Origin of the sequence: Bacillus sp. AFS040349 (assembly GCF_002577655.1) — a bacterium.
Lineage (GTDB): Bacteria > Bacillota > Bacilli > Bacillales > Bacillaceae > Metabacillus.
The window spans coordinates 14,864-39,941 of record NZ_NUMC01000023.1 but is presented as its reverse complement, the minus strand read 5'-3'; the positions used below and the strand labels follow the sequence as shown (position 1 = coordinate 39,941).

General features: G+C 36.7%; 24 protein-coding genes, 1 tRNA gene, 1 riboswitch and 1 other annotated feature. Of the genes, 1 reads left to right on the top strand and 24 read right to left on the bottom strand.

Annotation, left to right across the window (positions count from 1 at the left end; genetic code table 11):
• Nucleotides 1–120: 120 nt before the first annotated feature.
• The 18 genes from leuB to COD11_RS06145 form a co-directional block, all read right to left on the bottom strand.
• Nucleotides 121–1,230 (bottom strand): 3-isopropylmalate dehydrogenase, encoded by a 1,110-nt coding sequence (gene leuB, locus COD11_RS06230; RefSeq protein ID WP_098795896.1) that lies wholly within the window; start codon nucleotides 1,228–1,230, stop codon nucleotides 121–123.
• Between the two features lie 26 nt (nucleotides 1,231–1,256).
• Nucleotides 1,257–2,801, bottom strand: a complete 1,545-nt coding sequence (locus COD11_RS06225) for a 2-isopropylmalate synthase (RefSeq protein ID WP_098795895.1) — start codon at nucleotides 2,799–2,801, stop codon at nucleotides 1,257–1,259.
• Nucleotides 2,788–3,819: a ketol-acid reductoisomerase gene (ilvC, locus tag COD11_RS06220; RefSeq protein ID WP_098795894.1), complete on the bottom strand. Its 1,032-nt coding sequence runs from the start codon at nucleotides 3,817–3,819 to the stop codon at nucleotides 2,788–2,790. Before ilvC ends, COD11_RS06225 begins: the two co-directional genes overlap by 14 nt.
• A 98-nt stretch (nucleotides 3,820–3,917) precedes the next feature.
• Nucleotides 3,918–4,433 (bottom strand): acetolactate synthase small subunit, encoded by a 516-nt coding sequence (gene ilvN, locus COD11_RS06215; protein ID WP_098795893.1) that lies wholly within the window; start codon nucleotides 4,431–4,433, stop codon nucleotides 3,918–3,920.
• Nucleotides 4,430–6,151 carry an acetolactate synthase large subunit gene (gene ilvB / locus COD11_RS06210; RefSeq protein ID WP_098795892.1) on the bottom strand — a complete coding sequence of 574 codons (1,722 nt, stop codon included), beginning with the start codon at nucleotides 6,149–6,151 and terminating at the stop codon, nucleotides 4,430–4,432. Before ilvB ends, ilvN begins: the two co-directional genes overlap by 4 nt.
• Before the next feature lie 113 nt (nucleotides 6,152–6,264).
• Nucleotides 6,265–6,515: a binding site (T-box leader), on the bottom strand.
• 13 nt (nucleotides 6,516–6,528) lie between these two features.
• A complete protein-coding gene (ilvE, locus tag COD11_RS06205; protein WP_098795891.1) occupies nucleotides 6,529–7,434 on the bottom strand; it encodes a branched-chain-amino-acid transaminase in 906 nt (301 codons plus the stop codon).
• 501 nt (nucleotides 7,435–7,935) lie between these two features.
• A tRNA-Arg gene (locus tag COD11_RS06200) sits at nucleotides 7,936–8,012 on the bottom strand.
• 275 nt (nucleotides 8,013–8,287) lie between these two features.
• Nucleotides 8,288–8,800 carry a metallophosphoesterase family protein gene (locus tag COD11_RS06195; RefSeq protein WP_098795890.1) on the bottom strand — a complete coding sequence of 171 codons (513 nt, stop codon included), beginning with the start codon at nucleotides 8,798–8,800 and terminating at the stop codon, nucleotides 8,288–8,290.
• A gap of 24 nt (nucleotides 8,801–8,824) precedes the next feature.
• Nucleotides 8,825–9,412: an XTP/dITP diphosphatase gene (locus tag COD11_RS06190; RefSeq protein ID WP_098795889.1), complete on the bottom strand. Its 588-nt coding sequence runs from the start codon at nucleotides 9,410–9,412 to the stop codon at nucleotides 8,825–8,827.
• A complete protein-coding gene (gene rph, locus COD11_RS06185) occupies nucleotides 9,409–10,176 on the bottom strand; it encodes a ribonuclease PH (RefSeq protein ID WP_098795888.1) in 768 nt (255 codons plus the stop codon). Before rph ends, COD11_RS06190 begins: the two co-directional genes overlap by 4 nt.
• 111 nt (nucleotides 10,177–10,287) lie before the next feature.
• Nucleotides 10,288–11,361 carry a GerMN domain-containing protein gene (locus tag COD11_RS06180; RefSeq protein WP_098795887.1) on the bottom strand — a complete coding sequence of 358 codons (1,074 nt, stop codon included), beginning with the start codon at nucleotides 11,359–11,361 and terminating at the stop codon, nucleotides 10,288–10,290.
• A gap of 140 nt (nucleotides 11,362–11,501) precedes the next feature.
• On the bottom strand, nucleotides 11,502–12,329 hold the full coding sequence (gene racE / locus COD11_RS06175; protein ID WP_098795886.1) for a glutamate racemase: 828 nt from the start codon (nucleotides 12,327–12,329) through the stop codon (nucleotides 11,502–11,504).
• A gap of 15 nt (nucleotides 12,330–12,344) precedes the next feature.
• Nucleotides 12,345–12,785 (bottom strand): MarR family winged helix-turn-helix transcriptional regulator, encoded by a 441-nt coding sequence (locus COD11_RS06170; protein WP_232273900.1) that lies wholly within the window; start codon nucleotides 12,783–12,785, stop codon nucleotides 12,345–12,347.
• A 180-nt stretch (nucleotides 12,786–12,965) separates the two neighbouring features.
• Nucleotides 12,966–13,190 carry a spore germination transcription factor GerE gene (gerE, locus tag COD11_RS06165; protein WP_003184172.1) on the bottom strand — a complete coding sequence of 75 codons (225 nt, stop codon included), beginning with the start codon at nucleotides 13,188–13,190 and terminating at the stop codon, nucleotides 12,966–12,968.
• Between the two features lie 135 nt (nucleotides 13,191–13,325).
• The gene (locus COD11_RS06160; RefSeq protein WP_098795885.1) at nucleotides 13,326–13,793 is read right to left on the bottom strand and encodes an acyl-CoA thioesterase; all 468 of its coding nucleotides are present in this window, start codon (nucleotides 13,791–13,793) and stop codon (nucleotides 13,326–13,328) included.
• 68 nt (nucleotides 13,794–13,861) lie between these two features.
• Nucleotides 13,862–14,623 carry a succinate dehydrogenase iron-sulfur subunit gene (sdhB, locus tag COD11_RS06155; RefSeq protein ID WP_098795884.1) on the bottom strand — a complete coding sequence of 254 codons (762 nt, stop codon included), beginning with the start codon at nucleotides 14,621–14,623 and terminating at the stop codon, nucleotides 13,862–13,864.
• On the bottom strand, nucleotides 14,623–16,386 hold the full coding sequence (gene sdhA / locus COD11_RS06150) for a succinate dehydrogenase flavoprotein subunit (protein ID WP_098795883.1): 1,764 nt from the start codon (nucleotides 16,384–16,386) through the stop codon (nucleotides 14,623–14,625). Before sdhA ends, sdhB begins: the two co-directional genes overlap by 1 nt.
• Before the next feature lie 32 nt (nucleotides 16,387–16,418).
• Nucleotides 16,419–17,027 carry a succinate dehydrogenase cytochrome b558 subunit gene (locus COD11_RS06145; protein ID WP_098795882.1) on the bottom strand — a complete coding sequence of 203 codons (609 nt, stop codon included), beginning with the start codon at nucleotides 17,025–17,027 and terminating at the stop codon, nucleotides 16,419–16,421.
• A gap of 478 nt (nucleotides 17,028–17,505) precedes the next feature.
• Here COD11_RS06145 and COD11_RS06140 point away from each other — a divergent pair, with 478 nt between their 5' ends.
• Nucleotides 17,506–17,937, top strand: coding sequence for a YslB family protein (locus tag COD11_RS06140; protein WP_098795934.1), 432 nt, complete (start codon nucleotides 17,506–17,508; stop codon nucleotides 17,935–17,937).
• Between the two features lie 44 nt (nucleotides 17,938–17,981).
• Here the strand turns inward: COD11_RS06140 and COD11_RS06135 are convergent, their stop codons facing one another.
• The 6 genes from COD11_RS06135 to COD11_RS06110 all read right to left on the bottom strand — a co-directional run bounded on the left by COD11_RS06135 (nucleotide 17,982) and on the right by COD11_RS06110 (nucleotide 25,053).
• Nucleotides 17,982–19,211, bottom strand: a complete 1,230-nt coding sequence (locus COD11_RS06135; RefSeq protein ID WP_098795881.1) for an aspartate kinase — start codon at nucleotides 19,209–19,211, stop codon at nucleotides 17,982–17,984.
• 138 nt (nucleotides 19,212–19,349) lie between these two features.
• A riboswitch (Lysine riboswitch) is annotated at nucleotides 19,350–19,530 on the bottom strand.
• Between the two features lie 93 nt (nucleotides 19,531–19,623).
• On the bottom strand, nucleotides 19,624–21,408 hold the full coding sequence (gene uvrC / locus COD11_RS06130; RefSeq protein ID WP_098795880.1) for an excinuclease ABC subunit UvrC: 1,785 nt from the start codon (nucleotides 21,406–21,408) through the stop codon (nucleotides 19,624–19,626).
• Nucleotides 21,409–21,664: 256 nt separating this feature from the next.
• Entirely contained in the window at nucleotides 21,665–21,979 is a 315-nt protein-coding gene (trxA, locus tag COD11_RS06125) for a thioredoxin (protein WP_098795879.1), read from the bottom strand.
• Between the two features lie 440 nt (nucleotides 21,980–22,419).
• The gene (locus tag COD11_RS06120) at nucleotides 22,420–23,397 is read right to left on the bottom strand and encodes an electron transfer flavoprotein subunit alpha/FixB family protein (protein WP_098795878.1); all 978 of its coding nucleotides are present in this window, start codon (nucleotides 23,395–23,397) and stop codon (nucleotides 22,420–22,422) included.
• A 66-nt stretch (nucleotides 23,398–23,463) separates the two neighbouring features.
• Complete coding sequence (locus COD11_RS06115; protein WP_098795877.1) at nucleotides 23,464–24,237, bottom strand: electron transfer flavoprotein subunit beta/FixA family protein; 774 nt, start codon at nucleotides 24,235–24,237, stop codon at nucleotides 23,464–23,466.
• A gap of 42 nt (nucleotides 24,238–24,279) precedes the next feature.
• A complete protein-coding gene (locus COD11_RS06110; RefSeq protein WP_098795876.1) occupies nucleotides 24,280–25,053 on the bottom strand; it encodes an enoyl-CoA hydratase in 774 nt (257 codons plus the stop codon).
• Nucleotides 25,054–25,078 lie beyond the last annotated feature (25 nt).

The following is a 25,078-nucleotide window of genomic DNA, read 5'->3' as shown; positions in this document are numbered from 1 at the left end:
CGTAATCCTCCCTTAATAGATGGAAAATGAGGGGCTGACATCTTCCATTGTGTCATACCCCTCAATCCGATAAGCATTGTATCGGTCTCTATATAGTGAATAAAAAGTTATTATAGCTAATTAAGAATAAGCTTCCATTATGTTTAAAATGGCATGGTCATCAGCAAGAGCATTTTTGATTTCTTCGCCCATTTGTTTTGTTGACACGGCTTTTTCACCATTTGCAAGATCTGCTGTACGAGTACCTGAATTTAATACATTATCAACAGCCTTTTCAATTGCTTTTGCCTCTTCTTCTAATCCAAATGATTGACGTAGTAACATTGCAGCAGAAAGAATCGTTGCGACAGGATTTGCTAAGCCTTTGCCAGCAATGTCAGGTGCTGAACCATGAACAGGTTCATATAAATGTAAACCTGATGATGATAAACTTGCTGAAGATAACATTCCAAGAGATCCTGTGATCATTGATGCTTCATCACTTAAAATATCTCCAAACATATTTTCTGTTACAATAACATCAAATTGTCTTGGTGATCTGATAAGTTGCATAGCTGCATTGTCAACAAGCATATGTTCAAGTGTTACATCCGGGTATCTTGCAGACACCTCTTCAGCCACTTCTCTCCAAACTCTACTTGATTCAAGTACATTTGCTTTATCAACAGAAGTTACATGCTTGCGACGCTTCTGCGCAATTTCAAATGCAGATACAAGAATTCGTTCAATTTCAGAACGTTTATAAAATAATGTATCAACAACAGCGTCTTCACCATCACGAACAATACGCTCACTTGGTTTTCCAAAATACAATCCACCTGTTAGCTCTCGTACGATAACGAAGTCTACTCCACTAACATACTCCTTCTTTAAAGGGGAAGAATCTAATAAACTATCAAACGTAGTGATAGGACGTAAATTCGCATATAAATCAAGTGCCTTACGTAGAGCTAACAGCCCACGCTCCGGTCTTAATTCTACAGGATTTTGATCCCATTTAGGTCCTCCAACAGCCCCCAAAATAATGGCGTCAGATTTCTTACAAGCTTCAATTGTTTCTTCAGGCAATGGAGTGCCTTTTTGATCAATAGCGTCACCACCGATTAATCCATAGTTGAACTGAAATTGATGGTTAAAATGTTCTGCAATTGCTTTTAAAATTTCTACTGTTACATCAACAACTTCTTTACCTATTCCATCACCAGGTAATAATGCGATTGTTTTCTTCATGATCTATCCCCCTTCTCTTTAAGGTTTTAATTTAGTAGACTTGCTTCTAATTGAGGAATTTCCGCTAGCAGAGAAATGCGATTTACAGCATTGATGTAAGCTTTCGCCGATGCTTCTAACACATCATGTGCCATTCCTCTTCCACTAGCTTCAGATTCTCCAACTCTTATTTTTACATACACTTGAGCTAGCGCGTCTCTTCCACCACTATTAGATTGAATGCGGTAGTCAATTAGGGTAATAGACTGACCAACACATCTTTCTAACGTATTATAAATTGCTTCAACACTACCAGCTCCAGTAGCTGCTTCTTGAATTAACTCATTATCCTGGTTTAGAAGTGTAATGGTTGCCGTAGGAATTTGAGCTGTTCCATATTGAACCTGTAAAGATTTAAGTTCAAAGGCAGCTTCCTTGTTAGCCACTTTTTCTTCAATAAGCAGGGCTTTTAAATCATCATCAGTGATTTCTTTCTTCTTCTCCGTTAATTCTTTAAAAGCAATAAATAATTTATTTACTTCTTCATCTGAGATTTCAAAACCTAGTTCATGTAGTCTGTTTTTAAATGCATGGCGACCTGAATGTTTACCTAATACCATTGAATTAGTAGAAACACCTACAAGTTCTGGTGAGATAATCTCATAAGTTGTTTTCTCTTTAAGAACACCATCCTGGTGAATACCGGATTCGTGGGCAAATGCATTTCTCCCTACTACCGCTTTGTTTCCAGGAACAACCATACCGGTTAAGCTACTTATTAAATCACTCGTACGCTTTGTTTCTTTCAAATATAAACCTGTTTTTGCTTTATAGTAATCACTTCTAATATGAAGGGCAACGGCAACTTCTTCTAGTGCAGCATTTCCTGCTCTTTCCCCAATCCCATTTACTGTTCCTTCAATCTGACCAGCACCATGTTCTATAGCTGATAGGGAATTAGCAACTGCCATGCCTAAATCATCATGGCAGTGTGCTGATAGAATGACATTGTCAATCCCCTTAACATTTTCACGAAGGTAAGTGAAAATTTCTCCGTATTCTTTTGGAGTAATATAACCAACCGTATCTGGGATGTTAATAACATGTGCACCAGCTTCAATCACCTTTTCAACGATCGCAGCTAGGTACGGCAATTCAGTGCGGCAAGCGTCCTCTGCTGACCATTGAATAATCGGGAAAAATTGTGCAGCATATTGTACAGATTCAACTGCTGTCTGAATCACCTGCTCTTTTGTCTTCTTGAGCTTAAATTCTCTATGAATTGGAGAAGTAGCTAAGAAAACATGTAGTCTAGGTTCTTCAGCATATTTTAATGCTTCCCATGCTGCATCAATATCCCCTTTTACAGATCGAGCGAGGCCAGTTACTGAACTGCTCTTCACTGTTTTTGCAATTTCTTGAACTGCTAATAAATCACCTTTTGATGTAGCAGGAAAACCTGCCTCAATAACGTCCATTCCGAGTTTTTCTAGCTGTTTAGCAATCTCTAGTTTTTCTTTCACATTAAGATTTACACCAGGAGATTGTTCACCATCACGGAGCGTTGTATCAAATAGGTTAATTTTTCGCACTCACACTCACCGCTTCTTTCTGTTTTTGTTTAGATTTTACAAACGGCATCATTGCACGTAGCTTTTTACCAACAACTTCGATTTGATGTTCATTTTCATTATTATTAATTGCATTGAATTGTGGGCGATTTGCTTGGTTTTCTAAGATCCACTCTTTTGCAAATTTACCATTTTGGATGTCTTTAAGAACTTCTTTCATTGCTTCTTTCGAACGACCATCAACTACACGTGGACCTGAAACGAAGTCACCCCATTGAGCAGTATCAGAAATTGAATATCTCATACCAGCCATTCCATCTTCATACATTAAGTCTACGATTAATTTAAGCTCGTGTAAGCACTCAAAGTATGCAACTTCTGGTTGATATCCTGCTTCTACTAATGTTTCGAAACCAGCTTTTACTAGAGAAGTTAAACCTCCACATAATACAGCTTGCTCACCGAATAAGTCAGTTTCTGTTTCTTCTTTGAATGTAGTTTCTAATACACCCGCACGAGCAGATCCAACACCTTTAGCATAAGCTAATGCTTTTTCTTTAGCTGAACCAGAAACATCTTGATAGATTGCGAATAATGCAGGAACACCAGCACCTTCTTCATAAGTTCTTCTTACTAAGTGACCAGGACCTTTTGGTGCAACTAAGAATACATCAACATCAGCAGGTGGTACGATTTGGCTGAAGTGTACGTTAAAACCGTGTGCAAATACTAAAGAATTTCCTGCTTCTAAACCTGGCTTAATTTCTTCTTCATATACTTTCGCTTGTTGCTCATCTGGAAGTAATACCATTACTAAGTCACCTAATTGTGCTGCTTCAGCAACTGATACTACGTGATGTCCATCTTCAACTGCTTTATTGAAAGAACCACCTTGACGAACACCTACTACTACGTCAACTCCGCTTTCTTTTAAGTTCAATGCATGTGCATGACCTTGTGAACCATATCCGATGATAGCTACCTTTTTCCCTTGTAATACTGCCTCGTTAATGTCTCCGTTATAATATACTGTTGTCATGTATAATCTCTCCTTCAAATGATTTTTTGAATAAATTTGATCTATTGCTATATATGAATCTTTTTAACCTGCACCTTGCAGGCAAGATTACAAACGATTTAAACAATTGAGATTGGAACTTCTTTTGTCGTACGTTGTGTACCACGAGTAAAAGCTGTAGTTCCAGTTCTAGCAATTTCTTTAATTCCATATGGTTTTAACAAATCAATCAACACTTCAATTTTCTCAGGCTCACCCGTTACTTGAACAACCACACTTTCACGGCTAACATCAATAACAGTTGCTCTGAATGGCTGAATTAACCCTTGAAGCTCCATTCTAGTCGCTGGAGTTGACATGACTTTTATTAAGGCAAGCTCCCTAGATACAATTGATTGAGATGTGATATCAACAACTTTCAAAACATCGATCTGTTTATTTAGTTGCTTTGTAATTTGTTCTACTTCTTTTTCTTCTTGAGCATTTACAACAACTGTCATACGGGAAACCCCTTCGGTTTCAGCATGACCAACCGTGATACTTTCAATGTTGTAATGCCTTTTTGTAAATAATCCAGTAATTCTATTTAAAACCCCTGTTTGGTTTAATACTGTTAATGAGAGGATTCTTTTCATAGCTTAACACCTACCATTTCATGCAAGCCTTTCCCAGGCGCAACCATTGGGTACACATTCTCATCTTTTGCAACATGAATATCAAGTAATACTGGTTCATCAGACAAGATGGCCTCTTTTAATTTTTCTTCCCATCCATCTTCCTGAACAATTCGTACACCGTTCATTCCATATGCCTCTGAAAGCTTTACAAAATCAGGCTGAGAAACGAATTTCGAATGAGAATATCTTTCTTCATAGAAAATTTCTTGCCACTGTCTTACCATTCCTAAAGCACCATTATTTAAGATTACAACTTTAATTGGTAAGTTTAACTCATGGATAACTGATAATTCTTGAAGAGTCATTTGGAATCCACCGTCACCAAGTACAGCAACAACTGTTGATTCTCGATCAGCAAGTTGTGCACCAATCGCTGAAGGTAAACCAAAGCCCATTGTTCCAAGACCACCAGATGTTACCCATTTGTTAGGATTTTGAAAATTATAATACTGCGCAGCCCACATTTGATGCTGACCAACATCTGTTGTGACAATAGCCTCTCCGTTCGTCCACTTGTGAATAAGTTCTAAAATTTTCTGTGGCTTAAGGTCAGAGTCACTATCTTTATACATAAGTGGATATTCTTCTTTATTAGAAGATAGTTGTTCATTCCACTCATTGTTATCACCTTGTTTACCATCCTGCTTAATTAATTGTTCTAGAACTAGCTTTGCATCTCCTACAATTGGAATTTGAGTAGGCACATTTTTCCCAATTTCAGCAGGATCAATATCAATATGAGCTACCGTTGCATGTTTTGCAAAATGCTCTAAATTTCCTGTTACACGGTCATCAAATCTTGCTCCTACACTGATTAATAAGTCACAGTCATAAATCGCCATATTTGCAGTGTAAGTGCCATGCATTCCTGCCATCCCTAAAAACAATGGATGATCAGCAGGGAAACCTCCTAATCCTAGTAACGTATTAGCAACTGGGATTTGTTGTTGTTCAGCATATTTTTTTAACTCTTCAGATCCTTTAGCATGCAGAACACCTGCACCAGCTAAAATAACCGGTTTTTTTGCTCTACTAACTGCTTCTACTAATTTGCGAATCTGTAAATAATTAGGTTCACTTGTAGGCTGGTATCCTGGTAGATCTACAGGCATATCATAGCTAAATTCACCTTCTACAATTGCAATATCCTTAGGAATATCAATTAATACCGGGCCTGGTCTACCTGTTGTTGCAATATGAAATGCTTCTTTAATAATTCTTGGAAGTTCGCTCACTTCACGAACTTGGTAATTATGCTTTGTAATCGGCGTTGTTATACCTAAAATATCTGCTTCCTGGAAAGCATCTGATCCAATAACAGATGAAGCAACTTGACCTGTAAAAACAACTAATGGTAATGAGTCAATCATAGCGTCAGCTAAACCAGTTACTAAGTTCGTAGCACCAGGACCAGATGTCGCAATGACAACTCCAGGCTTACCAGAAACACGCGCATACCCTTCTGCTGCATGTATTCCACCTTGCTCATGACGAGTTAAAACATGGAATAAACCCGAATCATACAGACTATCATATATCGGTAAAACAGCCCCACCAGGATAACCAAAAATAACTTCAACTTTCTCCTGCTTTAAAGCTTCAATAAGCATTTGAGACCCCGACATTGTATTTGTACATTTGGCAGTTGAGTTGTTCAACTGTACATTTGTACTCATGTTCTTTCCTCCCTTATCTGGCTTTCAGCCGTGTTTTTTTAAGAAAATTTCATAAATTCAGCATATAAAAAACCTTCCCACCCCTCATAAGACTCCACAATTCTTTTGTGTGCCAAAGGGGCAAAAAGGTTAATAAACTTTTCGCGGTACCACCCTTCTTCATGGTCAAAAATCAACCACCTTACGAACAGCATTCTGTTCACTTTGATAACGAGTACCGAAGAATGGGACTCGGTTAACCCTACTACATTTCAGATTAACACTCAGAGGCGAGTTCATTTTTGGGAATATCACCGGCTTCCAGCTACCCCGGTTCTCTGTAGATACCTTACCAAAAACTACTTTTCCTCTTCACCGTTTTAACTATATGCATTTGTTTAGCTTACATGAAGGCTTTGTGGGATATTTTCCACTTTTACGCCTTCTTCAACTACTTTCTTTCTAAAAGCTTCCAAAAGTTTCTTTGTTTCTTCACCAGGGACGCCTTCACCAATCGTACGTCCATCAACCTTTACAACCGCAATGACTTCCGCAGCTGTTCCAGTTAAGAAGACTTCATCAGCAGTATAAACATCATGTCGTGTAAATGGTTCCTCTCGAACTTCATAGCCTAATTCATTAGCTATATCAATTATGGCATTTCTTGTTATGCCCTCAAGAGCTCCAATATATCCAGGGGGAGTTAATAATTTCCCATTTTTTAAGATAAAGACATTATCAGCTGAACCTTCTGCTACATAGCCCTGATCATTTAACATCAACGCTTCACTAACATTGGCCAGATGTGCTTCAATCTTTACCAAAACATTGTTTAAATAATTAAGAGATTTGACTTTTGGACTTAATACATCAGGTCTGTTTCTTCTTGTCGCAACCGTTACAATATCAATTCCTGTTTCATATAAGTGTTTAGGAAAGATAGATAGCGGCTCAACAATAATGACCGTATTAGCCCGTTTACAGTTATAAGGATCAAGTCCTAAGTCACCAGTTCCTCTTGAGACTACTAATCGAATGTACGCATCGCTCAAACCGTTCTTACTAACAGTCTCAACGACTAATTCAGTTAGTTCCTCTTGAGAATAAGGAATTGTGAGCATTATAGACTTTGCTGATTGATATAATCGATCCATATGTTCTTTCATTCGAAAGATATTTCCACTGTAAACTCGTATTCCTTCAAAAACTCCATCACCGTATAAAAATCCGTGATCATAAACTGATATTTTTGCATCTTCTTTCTTTACAAAATCATCATTAAGAAAGATCCACTGGTCACCCATAAGAGCACGCCTTTCTTTTAAAAAATCCAAAAATTAGATCACTGAACATTATGTTTGTAAAGGAAAAATGATAAATAAATTCGAATTTTCTATACTTTTTCAAATGTTCGTGTAACTTTTATTTGAACTTATATTACGCTCAATAAATCCAAGTGTCAACAGTGTTTCTTGAATTATTTGATAATTTAGATTACTTAAATAATTTGTATACGCTTACATTGTTGGTATAAGTGGAAAGGCTATTTTAAAAAAATTTAAAACTTTTTTTAAAATCCGCAAATGTGGAGTTGGAGTAAAGGAAATAATTACATCCTTTTTTGTGGGGACTAAATGGGTATCTCTGTTTTACTTCTTATCAAATATTACAATGGATCCTAATTGGAGAAAACAAACTCGTTAGCTAATCTTACAAACTTTTTTTAAAAGAATAGAAATTGATTTACAAAAAACATGAAAAAACCTTCCATTATGTAATAATGAAAGGTTTGTATGTATTAGTTATGGCGTCCCAGGAGAGATTCGAACTCCCGACCGACGGCTTAGAAGGCCGTTGCTCTATCCTGCTGAGCTACTGGGACATAGATATAAAATAATATAAAGTTCTATTGTTCTAAAATTGTAATGTCGTCCCGATTTCAGAAAGTTTATTCAAGGAGCGGCTCAATCGGTACGCTGTAGCATATTCTTTGGAGCCTATTCAATCGTGCTCTATCCTGCTGAGCTACTGGGACATTATTTCTGTAATCCTGATTAATCATCAGCGACATATATTATTATATTTCCCGTCACAACAAAAGTCAACATTTAAAAATAACTTTTTTTTATAAAGAGGGAGTAAGTCTCCCCCTAACTTTTATTTAAGTGTAAAGCTCTTTGAAAGTTCCGGGAATTCCTGACCGTTTACTTCATAGAACGTCACATTTGCCACGTTATTTTCAAGCTCTAGTATAGCATACGTTTTTTGTTTTCGCATCACAGGAAGTCTTATACTGCCAGGATTTATTAATAATACATCATCAATCATTTCAGCGTTTGCTATATGTGAATGTCCATAGCATGCAATTTTTGCGCTAGTCTCCATTGCCCTATACTTTAAGCTCATAAGTGTCATTTTAACATTATATAAGTGACCATGTGTCATATAGAGCGTAATGCCGCCAAGATCTTCAATGATTTCATTCGGAAGATCTGACCCAAAATCACAATTCCCTTTTACACCTTTAAAAGAAATCAGCTCCTTGCTATTTGATGATAGCTCAGAATCACCGCAATGAAGCATCATATCTACTTCAGCTTTATGTCTATTCTGTATTTCTAAAAGTTCCGTAGTTAATCCATGACTATCACTTAAAATAAGTACCTTCATTTTTTCATTCGCCTCGATTATTATTCATTTCAAAAGTCCTTGAATCTTTTTTAAAGCTTCTGCACGATGACTGATTTGGTTTTTTTCTTCTTTTGACAACTCTGCCATTGTTTTTGTAGAGTTTTTCACCGTGAAAATCGGATCATAGCCAAATCCGCCATCACCACTTGGCTCTTTTGCGATGTAGCCTTCACATTCCCCTATGACGGTTTGTGTTTTCTGACCTGGTATAGACACTGCTAAAGCACAAATAAAACTAGCTGTACGTTCTTCCTTGCTTTGAATATTTTTTAATTTTTCAAGCACCTTGATTATATTCGCTGTATCATCTTTTTCAGGTCCTGCATACCTCGCAGAATAAACACCTGGCTCTCCGTTCAAATAATCAACTGCTAATCCCGAATCATCTGCAATCGTTAATATGTTAAATTGCTCTGAGACAGCCTCAGCCTTAAGAATTGCATTTTCTTCAAAGGTTTCACCAGTTTCTTCAACATCAACTGAATTTGGATAATCTAAAAGAGACTGAACCTGATAACCTAGTGGAGCTAAGATTGCTTCAAATTCTCTAACTTTTCCTTTATTTTTTGTGGCAATAATGATTTGTTTCAATTTGCTGCACCCTGTTTCTTTACATTTTCTTCAACTATAAGTGAAACATCTCCGAGTGCTGCTTTTTGCTCTTCAATAAGCGCTTTGATTCCTATCTCAGCAAAATCAAGCATACTGTTTAATTCATGTCTAGTGAATGTTGCTTCTTCTCCAGTACCTTGTACCTCAACCAAATGACCACTTGATGTCATAATAACGTTCATGTCGACTAACGCACTTGAATCCTCTTTGTAGTCCAAGTCTAAAATTTCTCCATGCTCTGAGTCTATTCCAACAGATATAGCTGCTAGAAAATCTGTAATCGGTAATGTTTTTAATTTGCCATTATTCATTAATTTTTCTAAAGCTATAACCATTGCTACAAATGCCCCAGTAATGGAAGCAGTTCGTGTACCACCATCTGCTTGAATAACATCACAATCAACCCAGATTGTTCTTTCTCCAAGCTCATGTAGGTTAACAACAGCACGTAACGCTCTTCCTATTAGGCGTTGAATTTCCATTGTTCGCCCAGTGATTTTCCCTTTAGATGATTCTCGGATTGTTCGCTGCTCAGTTGCTCTAGGGAGCATTGAATACTCTGCAGTAATCCATCCCTTACCTTCTCCCCTCATAAAGGGTGGTACTCGATCTTCTATACTTGCATTACAAATTACCTTTGTGTTACCAACAGTTATTAAGACAGAACCTTCCGGGTGAATGATAAAATCCTTCATTATTTCTACTTTTCTTATCTGATTTCTTTCTCGGCCGTCATGTCTCAATTTTTTCCCTCCAGTAAAAGCTGCTTATTCATTATGTAAACAAGAAATAAGAGGTAGCTTAAATAAGCATACCTCTCTTTACCCATTATATAGTATATCAAAAACCTGTTATTAAAAACTACCTGTATTCACTTTAGTAGGTCTTGTTACAGGCTCTGTTAACTTTTCTCCATTTTCGTTGATTAGTTCTGATTTTCCATTAACTGTTACAGCCACACTTTCAATACCATCTTGCTCTGTTAATGTTAAAACCAATGCTTCAAGCACTTGAGAAGATATAATTTTTTGCTCTTCATCAAGACTTCCATAAATGGATTCATTAAAATCAAGTGTTACTTTACCATTTTCGTACTTAGGAGCACTTAGAAGTTCAACACCTTCCTGGAAATCACTCATTAACCCTGTAGATGCAGATGGTCCTTCTGCAAGCTCATTTACAGCTGCAACAATTGGATCCTTTTCTTCATTGCTAATTCGCTTTGTAACAGGAACATAATATTGACTACCGTCTGATTCTGCTAAATAATAAACAGTTAATGGATGACTGTCAGTAATATCAACTACATCGCTGGAATCATGATTAATTCCATCTTCTCTACTAACACCATTTTGTATCGGAGTACCGTTTACAGGCATCTCTTTCTGTTCATGACCGTTTACCCAAATTTTCACATTCTTAACTGAATCAAATTGTGTTAATGTCCACGTAATGGATTGAAGAATTTTAGCTTCATCTTCTTTTTTATAGTTATTAAATTCCTTCGAAAAATCGGCAATGGCAGTACCATCTTCTGTTATATTTACTCCCAATACTTGTGTATCCTGCGGAAGTACAGCTCTAAATCCATTCGGTAGCATATTTGAGACAGGACCACCTTCAACTAAATACTCTAATGATTGTTTTGCAACACTGTCAGTTTTAGGTAGGTTCATAGCGTACGGAACAACAAATCCGCTTTTGTCTATTAAGTAGAGCTGACTTGTTACTGATTCCTCTGCTTGATCACTCTTTACATCTTCCACACCATTTTCAGTTTCTACCTGTGCACCATCTTCCATAATGTTCACATCTTGTGGTGGATCAATTTCTTTAGTAGCTTCTTCTGCATTGAACAAACCACAACCAGAAAGTAGCAATGATGATGCAATAACCGTGACTGCAATCTGTTTGTTGTATTTAGACATTAAAATCCCTCCAAAGGCAGTTTGTACTAATATGTATACGAGCTATTTCTCATTTTAGACCGATTTTTTGTACAAACTTTTCAAATGAAGATTTGGAGAGATAAATAGGTATAATAAAAACACAGTGCATCACTGTGTTTTTATAATGTACGATGTTTCTGATTCATCTGATTTAACGTAATTGATTCTACATGTTTAACAGGTTGCTCGAACCATTTTGATGCAATTTTCTCGAACAACTGCTTTGGACCTGTTGTTAAAAAACGGTGATTCTTTTTTCCTGAGAATAAATTGAGAGTTTTATTGAATGATAATATTGTACTAACCTCTCTGGCTGTTTCATCTCCAGAACAGATTATTTTCACGGCTTGTCCCATGTACTCTTCAATTTGTGATTGCAAGATAGGATAATGTGTACATCCTAAAATTAATGTATCAATTTTACTCCCCTTAAAAGCTGAAAGAGAGTCGTTAACAATCTTTTGAGCCTCTTCCCCTTCAAATTCACCACTTTCTACTAACGGAACAAATTTAGGGCAAGCAAGACTCTCAACAAATAGCTGATTATTTAATGTTTTTAATGCCGTTTCATATGCGGCACTTTGAATGGTATTAATTGTACCGATAACCCCGATATGATCATTCTTTGTTACCTTTACAGCTGTTCTTGCCCCTGGGAAGATAACACCTATTACGGGAATATCCACGTTTTCCTGAATTTCCTCTAAGGCTATGGCTGTTGCTGTGTTACAAGCAATAACCAGCATTTTTATATGGTGATTTTCTAACAAATAATTGGTCATTTCCCAAGTAAACCTGCGTACTTCTTCAGCTGGTCTTGGTCCATATGGACAACGTGCTGTATCACCTAAATAGATGATTTCTTCTTTTGGTAATTGTCTCATGATTTCTTTTGCGACAGTTAACCCACCTACGCCAGAATCAATGACACCGATTGGTCTTTTCAAATAATCGCCTCATTCTTAACTCATTTCTTGTTGTAGTTTTATTAACGATTTTTCAAGTATTACTAATTCTTCTTCTTCAAAGTTAACCAGCATATCTCTTAAATAATTTTGTCTTTTTTGAATAACTTCCTCAATAATCCGCTCGCCCTCTGCTAATAAGTGTATTCTTACAATTCTTCTGTCATGAGTATCTTTTACTCTGATAACCAATTGGTTCTTTTCCATACGATCCACTAAATCGGTTGTCGTACTACATGCTAAAAACATTTTATTAGAAAGCTCTCCAATTGTTAAGTCACCATTTTCCCATAACCATTGTAAGGCAACAAACTGAGGTGGTGTTATATGATAGTCATTTAAAATTTCCCGACCTTTTTGTTTAATAATTCCTGATATATGACGAAGTGCCTTTTCAAGATCAGATACCGTTTGTGTTTTATCAATTCCTTGATTTATGCTCAACTTTAACCCTCTCTAAACCATTATAATGTTATCTTTTTATATCAATGTTATTTTCCCTGTTTTTTTAATAAATTGCAAGTTACATATTTTTCAACAAATTCTATATATAAATTTTAAATCATTCTGTATAAAGTAATAACCGGCTCCCTTTATGAAAAGGATAGCCGGTATTGGTTAGAGCTCGAGTTCACCCATTCGAAGGAGCTCAACAACCGCTTGAGAGCGTCCCTTAACACCAAGCTTTTGCATCGCATTTGAGATATGATTTCGAACCGTTTTTTCACTTATAAAGAGCTCACTAGCAATCTCTTTCGTCGTTTTATCTTGAACTAACAATTCGAATACTTCTCTCTCTCTTTTCGTGAGTAGTGGCTTTGATTGAAACTCTTTCTCTTTCAAGTATTGTAACCCTCCTTGCTAAGGTGAGAGCTGATCTAACGGATGGGTATATATTTAGTCAACATATACTATGTGTAACCGAAGAGGACTGTGACAGATTCAGAACGGAAAAGATGTTTAACTGCGTCCATTTTATTAGTTCGTTATAGCTTCATATGCTGTTAAACATTTTTTATCTTCTTCAGACCATGGAACACTCTTTCCTGTTCGCTGTGAAATCTGTACAATTGTTCCTCGGCCAACAAAAATACTCTCCCTATGATCGTTTACTCCTAAGTAATGCAAATCAACCGAAGATGTGCCTATACGGTTTATTTTGACAAAAAGATTTATCTTGTCATCAAAGTAAGCTTGATGTAAAAAATCACATTGCAAATCTGCAACAACAGGAATACTTTCGCCATTTGATTGTAACCATTTCTGCATCATCCCGGTTTTTTTGAAGAATTCTATCCTTCCTTCTTCAAAGTATGTAAAAGGAGCCGTATTGTTCATATGTCCAAACATATCTGTTTCAGAAAATCGAATTTTTATTGGATGTGAAAAGCTAAAGCTGTCTTTATAGGCTGAATCAAAGCTCTCTATATACGGTATTTTTTTCATCATGCTCTTCCTTTCATTTGTCTTTAAATAAAAAAGGAACTGACACGGAAGTCAGTCCCTTTTTACAGTTATCCTTGGTCACTACCAAAGAAATTACGGAATGATTGAAATGCTGTATCACGATTTAATGCTGCAATCGATGTTGTTAAAGGAATACCTTTTGGACAAGATTGCACACAGTTTTGTGAGTTACCACAGTTTGCTAATCCACCGTCTCCCATAATTGCTTCAAGACGCTCAGACTTATTCATTTCACCAGTAGGATGAGCATTGAATAGACGAACTTGTGATAGTGGAGCAGGACCAATGAAGTTTGATTTACTATTCACGTTAGGGCAAGCTTCTAAACATACTCCACAAGTCATACATTTTGATAGCTCATAAGCCCATTGACGCTTTTTCTCTGGCATACGTGGTCCAGGACCTAAATCGTAAGTTCCATCAATCGGAATCCAAGCCTTAACTTTTTTAAGTGAGTCGAACATACGTTTACGATCAACTTGTAAATCGCGAACAACAGGGAACGTACGCATTGGTTCAAGTCTGATCGGTTGTTCAAGCTGATCAACTAGAGCTGTACAAGATTGTCGAGGCTTTCCATTGATCACCATTGAACACGCACCACATACTTCTTCTAAACAGTTCATATCCCAGTTAATTGGCGTTGTTTGTTTCCCCTCAACATTTACTGGATTACGTCGAATTTCCATTAACGCCGATATAACATTCATATTCGGGCGATAAGGTATTTCGAACTTTTCCTGATAAGGGGCTGCTTCTGGTGATTCTTGTCGGGTAATAATAAACTGAACTACTCTATTTTCACTCATTAGTTATCCCCCTTTTTACTTTTAGAATAATCACGTTTACGTGGTTTAATTAATGATACATCCACATCTTCATAGTGGAATTTAGGGGCAGTACGGTCACCTGCATATGTTGCCATCGTTGTTTTTAAGAATTCCTCGTCATTTCGATCTGGGAATTCAGGTTTATAATGTGCTCCACGACTTTCATTACGGTTGTAAGCACCTAATGTTACAACACGTGATAACTGAAGCATATTCTTTAACTGACGTGTAAACGCAGCACCTTGGTTACTCCATTTAGCAGTATCATTAATATTGATGTTATCAAAACGTTCAATAAGTTCCTGAATCTTCTCATCTGTTTTTAGAAGCTTATCATTATGTCTTACAACGGTAACGTTATCTGTCATCCATTCTCCTAATTCCTTATGAAGAACATAAGCATTTTCAGTACCATCTAAGCTCATGATATTATTCCATTTATCTTCTTCCTGTTTTACATGACTCTCAAACACACTAGAAGAAAGATCTTCAGCACTCTTCTCAAGTCCATTAATGTACTTAACAGCATTAGGACCCGCTACCATACCACCATAGATTGCAGAAAGTAATGAGTTTGCACCAAGACGGTTTGCACCGTGCATAGAGTAATCACACTCACCTGCTGCAAATAAACCTGGGATATTCGTCATTTGGTCATAATCAACCCATAATCCACCCATTGAATAATGAACTGCAGGGAAGATTTTCATTGGAACTTTACGTGGATCATCACCCATGAATTTTTCATAGATTTCAATAATACCACCTAGTTTAATATCAAGTTCTTTTGGATCTTTGTGTGATAAATCAAGGTAAACCATGTTTTCACCATTGATTCCAAGCTTTTGCTCTACGCAAACATCAAAGATTTCACGTGTTGCAATATCACGAGGTACAAGGTTTCCATAAGCTGGATACTTTTCTTCAAGGAAGTACCAAGGTTTCCCATCTTTATATGTCCAAACTCGTCCACCTTCCCCACGAGCAGATTCACTCATTAGGCGAAGTTTATCATCTCCTGGAATTGCGGTCGGGTGAATTTGAATAAATTCTCCATTTGCATAATGAACACCTTGCTGATAAACAATCGATGCTGCAGATCCAGTATTGATAACCGAGTTAGTTGATTTCCCGAAAATAATTCCTGGGCCACCAGTTGCCATAATCACAGCATCTGCCCGGAACGATTCAATTTGCATAGATGTTAAGTTTTGTGCAGTAACCCCACGACAAACTCGATCATCATCAATAACCGCACCTAAGAATTCCCATCCTTCATATTTTGTTACAAGACCCGCTACCTCATGACGTCTTACTTGCTCATCTAAAGCATATAGTAACTGTTGACCAGTCGTTGCTCCAGCAAAAGCTGTACGGTGGTGTTGTGTACCACCAAAACGTCTGAAATCTAGTAATCCTTCTGGAGTACGGTTGAACATTACACCCATTCGGTCTAATAAGTGTATAATTCCAGGTGCTGCTTCAGCCATTGCTTTAACAGGTGGTTGATTTGCTAAGAAATCCCCACCATAAACAGTGTCATCAAAATGCTCCCAAGGTGAATCACCTTCACCTTTTGTATTTACAGCCCCGTTAATCCCACCCTGTGCACACACTGAGTGCGATCTTTTAACAGGTACTAATGAAAATAAATCTACTTGAACGCCGGCTTCAGAAGCTTTTATAGTAGCCATTAAACCAGCTAAACCGCCTCCGACAACGATAATTTTACTTTTACTCATTAAGCCCACTCCCTTTAATAGCTATTGCTGGATTAGACGAATGCAAAGATTGCTCGAACACCCACGTATGATAACGCTAAGAAGATACCGAGCGTGACATAAGTAGAGATTACTTGTGAGCGAGGAGTAACTGTGATTCCCCAACTAACTCCAAATGACCATAAACCATTAGCAAAATGGAACACGGTTGAAATAACACCAATTAAGTAGAATACAAGCATAAAAGGACTACTTAAGATAGAAGCCATCATGTCATAGTTTACTTCTGCTCCAAGCGCAGCAGCAATTCTCGTTTCCCATACATGCCAAGCGATAAAAATAAAGGTAATAATTCCTGTTACACGCTGTAGCATGAATAACCAATTTCGAAGATAACCATAGTTACTTACATTGTTTTTTGCTGTAAATGCAATATAAACTCCGTAAATCGCATGGTATAAAAGTGGAAGGAAAATAATTACAATCTCAAGCACATACCTAAATGGCAACATTTCCATAAAGTGTGCTGCATTGTTAAATGCTTCTGCACCTCTTGTGGCAAAATGGTTGACGATTAGATGCTGAATCAAAAAGATCCCTACCGGAATTACTCCAAGTAATGAGTGCAGTCTACGATTAATAAACTCTCGGTTTCCAGCCATAAAACTTACCCCCTAGTATCAATAATGTGCTCACTTTTTTAAAACTAATTTGTTTCCTAATAAAGTTTACCAAATGTAATAGTGGTCTACATTACAGTCAGTAAAATTTACGAATATAAACTAGCAGTCTAGTAATCTTTCATGCTAGTTTAAAAGTAGGTAAATGCAACAAGTACATTTTACTCCCTTAAAGAAAGAGCGTCAAGAAAACGTGTTCATAAATTATAATTTTTCGACAAATACTAATTACATGTAATTTTATTTTATCAGTATACCTTATTTTAAAACAACCTACTTTAGCATCCTATTCTGGAAATTTCAGACTCATTACTAGTTCTAACTTACGTCGTTCATAATTTTCCTTAATATTTCATGTTTTTCACCTTGGATGTTGATATATAATATGAAATAGAAAGAGGGGAATACCGTGAACAAACAATCCGCAAGACTTGATAAGGACAAATTAGAAAATATCCAAATGCCTGCATTCGGACTGGAACTACTCAGGGAAGTTTTAATCCCTGATATTCTCGGCCAAGACTACCAGCAAATGCTCTATTGGGCAGGTAAAGGGTTAGCACGAAAATATCCTGTATCCTCTATTGAAGAACTCTCTGATTTTTTTCAAGCAGCAGGATGGGGACAGCTTACTTTGCTACATAATAAAAAAAATGAAATGGAATTTGAGCTGAGTGGAGAACTAATTTCCATTCGTTTTTCTAAAAGTAATGAATATACGTTTCAGTTAGAAGCAGGATTTATAGCTGAACAACTTCAGATGATGAACAAGCATATAACTGAGACATATGAGCAACTAAAGAAGCGCGCAAACAAAGTTGTGTTTACTGTAAAGTGGGATAGCAAAGACATTCTTGATGATGCACCGTTAGGTAAAAGAAGCCAAAGATGATTAATAATAGAATAAGAGGGGCAATCTCCCCTCTTTATTCTGAATTACACGGTTGCAGCAGGTTTTGAGAGCTCAAACGCATTGTGCAACGTATCAACAGCAGATACCATATGCGCTTGAGAAATAACCGTTGAAACTTTAATTTCAGATGTACTAACCATCTTCACTTCTATACCTTGTTTTGCTAATACATCAAACATCTCTGCAGCTACACCAGGGTTTGAAACCATTCCTGAACCTACAATAGAGACTTTTGCCAATCCGGATTCAGATTCAACGCGTTCATAACCTAACTCTTCTTTATACTGCTCCAATACACGAATAGTATCTTCAAGATCATTTGTTTTAACTGAAAAAGAAATAGAAGTTTTGTTATCAGTTGTTGTATTCTGAATAATAATGTCCACATTTAGCCCATTTTTCGCTAATGTTGAAAAAATAGTTGATAATGTTGTTAATTCATTAGGCAACCCTAACACTGATACTCTTGTTACTTGATCTTCAAATGCAATTCCTCTAACAATTAAGTTTTGTTCCATTTCCGCTTCCTCCTCAATAATTGTGCCCCGCTCATTTTCCATACTAGAACGAACCTCTAATGGGATGTTATAATTTTTCGCAAACTCTACTGCTCTTGGATGCAAAACACCAGCTCCTAAATTTGCTAATTCTAACATTTCATCGTATGATATCGATTCTAGTTTTCTTGCTTCCTTTACAAATCGAGGGTCTGTTGTAAAGACTCCAGTAACGTCAGTGTAAATGTCACACTTGTCTGCTTTCAGTGCTGCAGCTAAGGCTACTGCTGTCGTATCAGATCCACCTCTACCTAATGTAGTAATCTGACCTTCTACCGCTACCCCTTGGAATCCGGCAACAACGACAACTTTTCCCTTCTCTAGCTCTTTATTAATTTTTTGAGGATATATATTCGTAATTCTTGCATTTCCATGTGTTGACTCCGTTTCAATCCCTGCCTGCCAGCCAGTAAATGAAATGGCATCATACCCTTTTTCTATTAGGGCCATTGATAGAAGGGAAATGGTTATTTGCTCACCAGTTGTAAGAAGCATATCCATTTCACGCTTGCTCGGCTTAGAAGTGAGTTGCCCTGCTAAATCAACAAGCTGATCAGTCGATTTTCCCATTGCAGAAACAACAACAACCACATCGTTACCTGCATCTTTTTCTTGTATAACACGATTCGCAACATTTTGAATTCTTTCTACTGAACCCACTGACGTTCCGCCGAATTTTTGAACAATAATACCCAATGATATCTCACCTTCCATATTTGTTTTTCAATGATCGATCATTTGTTAGTAGATAAGAAATCACATTGCAGAACAACAAAAAAGCAATGGGCACATAAAATCCCATTGCTAACTAAACGAAAATTATATTCGCTTATACAATGAGATAGCTCTCCAAGAACATAGTGTTTCTTGACAATTTTACATCTCTTAAATGTAAAACCAGCGATAAAAGTAATGGAGCTTTTATCACTTCGGCAATCATTCCTTTCACTAGTTGTCATTGGAATCCACTTTCCTCAAACTAGTTACTATTAATGACCGCACCTCTACCATCATTTACAAACTAACGATCAATATCAAATTAATAAAATCTTATCAAACATTATAGAAAAGCGCAAGAGATTATTTGTTAAGGAAACATAATGGACTATCAGTTTCCATTTTCCTCTTTTAAATAATCCGTTATTTGCTTTGCTATATTTTCCGGCATACCAGCTTCTTTAAAATCTTCGAGACTTGCTTCCTTCATTTTTTTAACAGATCCAAAATGTTTTAAGAGCATCTTTTTTCTTTGTTCTCCAACACCTGGAATATCATCCAAAATAGATTGAAAGGCATTCTTTCCTCTAAGTTGACGATGAAAGGTGATCGCAAAACGGTGGACTTCATCCTGAATTCTTTGAAGCAGGTAAAATTCCTGGCTGTTTCTTTCTAGCTTTATAAATTCAGGTGGTGAACCTATTATGAGCTCAGAAGTTCGGTGTTTATCATCTTTCACCAATCCGGCTACAGGAATAGATAACCCTAACTCATTCTCTAGCACATCTTGAGCAGCTGCCAAATGCCCTTTTCCACCATCAATAATAATAAGGTCAGGTAATGCTAATTGTTCTTTTAAAACTCTTGTATAGCGTCTTCTGACAACTTCCCTCATAGACTCATAATCATCAGGACCTTTTACACTTTTTATTTTATACTTACGATAATATTTTTTTGCCGGCTTTCCATCCTCAAACACAACCATTGCTGATACAGGGTCAGTTCCTTGTATGTTTGAATTATCAAATGCTTCAATTCGATGGGGAGTATGGATCCCTAATTTATCACCTAAATTTTCAACAGCCTTAATTGTTCTTTCTTCATCTCTTTCAATTAAAGAAAATTTCTCTTGAAGAGCAATCTTTGCATTTTTGTGAGCTAATAATATAAGGTCCTTCTTTTTACCACGCTTAGGCTGAAGTGTTGTTACGTCTAACAACTTTTCAACTAATTCAAATTCGATACTATCCGGAAGCAGGATTTCCTTTGGGATAAAGTGACTTGTTTTAGAATAAAATTGACCCAAAAACGTAAGAAACTCCTGTTCAGGACTATCATAGATTGGAAACATTGACACATCACGTTCAATTAATTTTCCTTGTCGGATAAAAAAGACTTGTACACACATCCAACCCTTATCGTATGCATACCCAAACACATCACGATCAACAAAATCATTTAACGTCATCTTTTGTTTTTCCATCGTTGCTTCTATATGAAGAATTTGATCTCTAAGCTCTTTTGCCCGCTCAAATTCAAGCTCTTCTGAAGCCTTACTCATTTTTTCCGATAATTCATTCTTAATATTTTTGTATCCACCATTTAGGAACTTCGTAATTTCCTCTACCATTTGTCGATTTGTTTCTTCAGACACATCTTTAACGCACGGTGCTAAGCATTGACCCATATGGTAATAAAGACAAACACGATCAGGCAATGTCGAGCATTTTCTTAGCGGGTATAAACGATCTAGTAATTTTATCGTTTCACGCGCAGATTGAACGTTCGGATATGGCCCAAAGTACTTTCCTTTATCCTTTTTAACTTGTCTTGTTACAAGGAGTCTAGGGTGCCGTTCATTTGTAATTTTAATAAAAGGATATGTTTTATCATCCTTTAACATTACATTATACTTGGGATCATATTTTTTAATCAGATTTAATTCCAATATTAATGCTTCTAGATTAGAAGAGGTAATAATATATTCAAAGTCAACAATTTCATTAACTAAACGTAATGTTTTTCCATCATGTGAACCTGTAAAGTAAGAGCGAACGCGATTTTTCAGTACTTTTGCTTTCCCTACATAAATGACAGTTCCCTGTCGATCCTTCATGATATAACAACCCGGTTGATCAGGAAGAAGTGCAAGCTTTTCCTTAATATGTTCTTTCATAGCAGACACTCCTTTTTTATAATAGTAATTGACAATAAGATAGGCAGTAATTCCCCACTTTAATTCTGAATTAAAAAGGCGAATTACTGCCTATTTCATAATAGCTATAGACCATTTTATCATGTACACTTTCTTTCGTCCTTTGTTAATTTGTCGTATTCTATGAAATTCTTTCCTATCTTGCATTCATTGTAAAAAGGATTGACACAAGGTCAATCCTTTTTATAAACAGCATGATAAAAATCAAGGTAATTTCTTATACGTGCTTGTTTAATACTTCAGCAAGCGCTTCTTTTGGCTGATATCCTACAGCTTTATCAACAACTTCACCGTCTTTTAGTACAAGTAAAGTTGGGATACTCATAACGCCGAATTTGCCAGCTGTTTCTTGGTTCTCATCAACATCAACTTTAACAATTTTCACTTTATCTCCCATATCTGAATCAAGCTCTTCAAGAACTGGAGCAATCATTTTACAAGGTCCGCACCATGGTGCCCAAAAATCTACTAATACGACACCTTCGTTTGTTTCGTTTGAAAATGTTTGATCTGTTACATTTGTAATTGCCATTCGTAATTCCTCCTAAATTGTAAGGGTAAATATGTTTAAAGTATAGCATTACAGTGCTAAGTAAGCTAATGATTTGCTTCAGTATTACTTTTCCCTATGTTGAGAAAGAATAACATGTTTTTTCAATAAACGACATATTTTGTATAGATTAAGTTGTATTGAAGCAAATACATTTAATTCTTTCTTTTTTATTTCTCAACCCGTGTGAAATTAGTTCGTTTCATTGCGCTACAGACACTCGCTTTCCGCGGGGAGGAAGCTGAGCCTCCTCGGCTTTGCCTGCGGGGTCTCAGCCTTTCCTCTACCTCCCGCAGGAGTCAAGTGTCTTTCGCTACATTCCACTATTAAGCTAAAACATGATATCAATAAATATAACACTTTGGCAAAACACCTTAAATTAAAAAGCACGCTTTGGAAACGTGCTTTTGTTTAAACTAAAATTATGCGTGAACCTTTAATTTTCTAAATTCTTCTGTTAATAGTGGAACAACTTCAAATAAATCTCCTACGATTCCATAGTCTGCTACTTTAAAGATGTTAGCTTCAGGGTCTTTGTTAATTGCCACTATGACCTTAGAGTTTGACATACCTGCTAGATGTTGAATCGCACCTGAAATTCCGCATGCAATATATAAATCAGGAGTTACCACTTTTCCAGTTTGACCGATTTGAAGAGAGTAATCACAATATTCAGCATCACATGCTCCACGCGAAGCCCCTACTGCTCCTCCTAAAACATTTGCTAATTCTTTTAAGGGTTCAAAACCATCTTCACTCTTAACTCCACGACCACCAGCAATAACAACTTTTGCTTCTGATAAATCAACACCCTCTGAAGCTTTACGAACAACTTCCTTTACAATTGTTCTTAAATCTTTAATATCTACAGATAGGGTATTTGTGTCTCCGCTTCTTGTATCATCTTTCTCTAGTGGAGCGATATTGTTTGGACGAATAGTGGCAAAGATAACTCCGTCAGTTACTATTTTCTTCTCAAATGCTTTTCCTGAATAAATTGGACGAGTAAATACCACATTTCCACCTGTTACCTCAATAGCTGTAGCATCTGAAATTAACCCCGAGCCTAATCTTGCTGCAATTTTAGGTGATAGGTCTTTACCAAGTGCCGTATGACCAAAAACAATGCCTTCAGGATTTTCTTCTGAAATAACCGACAATAAAGCTTGAGAGTAACCATCTGGTGTATATGTTTGTAATTTTTCATTTTCAACCGCCACAACACGATCAGCACCAAAATGAATTAATTCGGTTGATAATGCTGAAACATTATCTCCTAATAAAACAGCAACTACCTCTCCACCCTCTGCAATTGTTTTTCCTGCAGCAATCGCCTCAAAAGATACATTACGTAGTGATTGATCACGAACCTCACCTAATACAAGTACTTTTCTTGCCATTATCATTTCCCCCTGTTCAACTATTTAAAATTTCTCTCCCATACTTCACAGAACCTTCTCTATCAATTAAACAACTTTCGCTTCATTTCTAAGTAATGAAACTAATTCTTTTACTTGATCCCCTATTTCACCTTCTAATACTTTTCCAGCCTCTTTTTTCGGTGGTAAATAGATTTCAATTGTTTTTGTTTTAGCTTCAACATCGTCTTCGTCTAAATCAAGATCATCTAATTCAAGCTCATCTAATGGCTTTTTCTTTGCTTTCATAATTCCTGGTAATGATGGATAACGAGGTTCATTTAACCCCTGTTGAGCTGTTACAAGAAGTGGAAGAGATGCTTCAATAACCTCAGAGTCTCCCTCTACATCTCGAACAATCGTTGCTTTGTCTCCATCAATTTCAAGCTTAGTAATGGTTGTTACATACGCAATATCTAATAACTCAGCTAGTCTTGGACCAACCTGACCAGATCCACCGTCAATAGCTACATTTCCACCAAGGATAATATCTACTTCTTGGTCTTTAAGATATTCAGCTAAAATTCTTGAGGTTGAATATTGATCACCATTTTCTAAATCATCTTCAGTATTAATTAAAACAGCTTTATCACACCCCATAGCCAAAGCTGTTCTTAATTCTTTCTCTGAATCCTCTCCACCAATTGTGACTACCGTTACTTCTCCCCCATTTGCATCACGTAATTGAATACCTTCTTCGATTGCATATTCATCATAAGGATTTATAATAAACTCTGCTCCATCCTCATTGATTTTTCCATTTTGCACAGCAATCTTTTCCTCAGTATCAAACGTTCTTTTCATAATTACGAAGATATTCATTTTCCATTCCCCCATGTTAAGTTAAGTATTTTAATAGATACTTTATTTTCCCGTAAAATTCGGCTTTCTCTTTTCAATAAAAGCTGTAATCCCCTCTTTTGCATCAGCGCTATTAAAAAGTTCCCCAAAAAGCTTAGCTTCCTGTTTCATTCCTTCCTCATAGGTGGAGAATTTAGAAGCATTTAAAAGTGATAAGACTGCTTTAACTGAGCCTGGACTTTTTTGAGCAAACTTGCCAGCTAATTTCTTTGCTTCTTCAAACATACTCTCTTGCGGGTAGGCATGATTTGCAAGACCTAGTTCTACTGCTTCCTTCCCTAGAATTGGTTCACTTGTTACCATCATTTCTAATGCACGGCCCCTACCGATATATCTTGGTAGCCTTTGAGTACCACCAAAACCTGGAATAATTCCTAGTTGTAATTCCGGTAATCCAAGCTTAGCATCTTCCGTTACAATTCGTAGATGACAAGACATTGCAAGTTCTAAACCGCCCCCTAATGCAGCACCATGTATGGCTGCAATAATCGGCTTAGGGAAGTTTTCAATTCTTTCAAATATTTTCTGTCCCTCTTCTGCTAATTTTGAAAACTCTCCATCTGATGAAACAGTAACAAACTCCTTAATATCTGCTCCAGCAGAGAAAAATCTCCCTTCACCATGAAGTACGACCGCTCGGACCTGGTCATCTTGTTCAATTGAATCAAGTAAAATTGAAAGCTCTTTCAAAACATTTGATGAAAGTGCATTTGCTGGTTCATGATTAATCGTCACAACAGCAACATTGTTTTCTTTGCTTAGCCTTAACAGCTTCATCTAATTTCCTCCTATTTACTAAAAT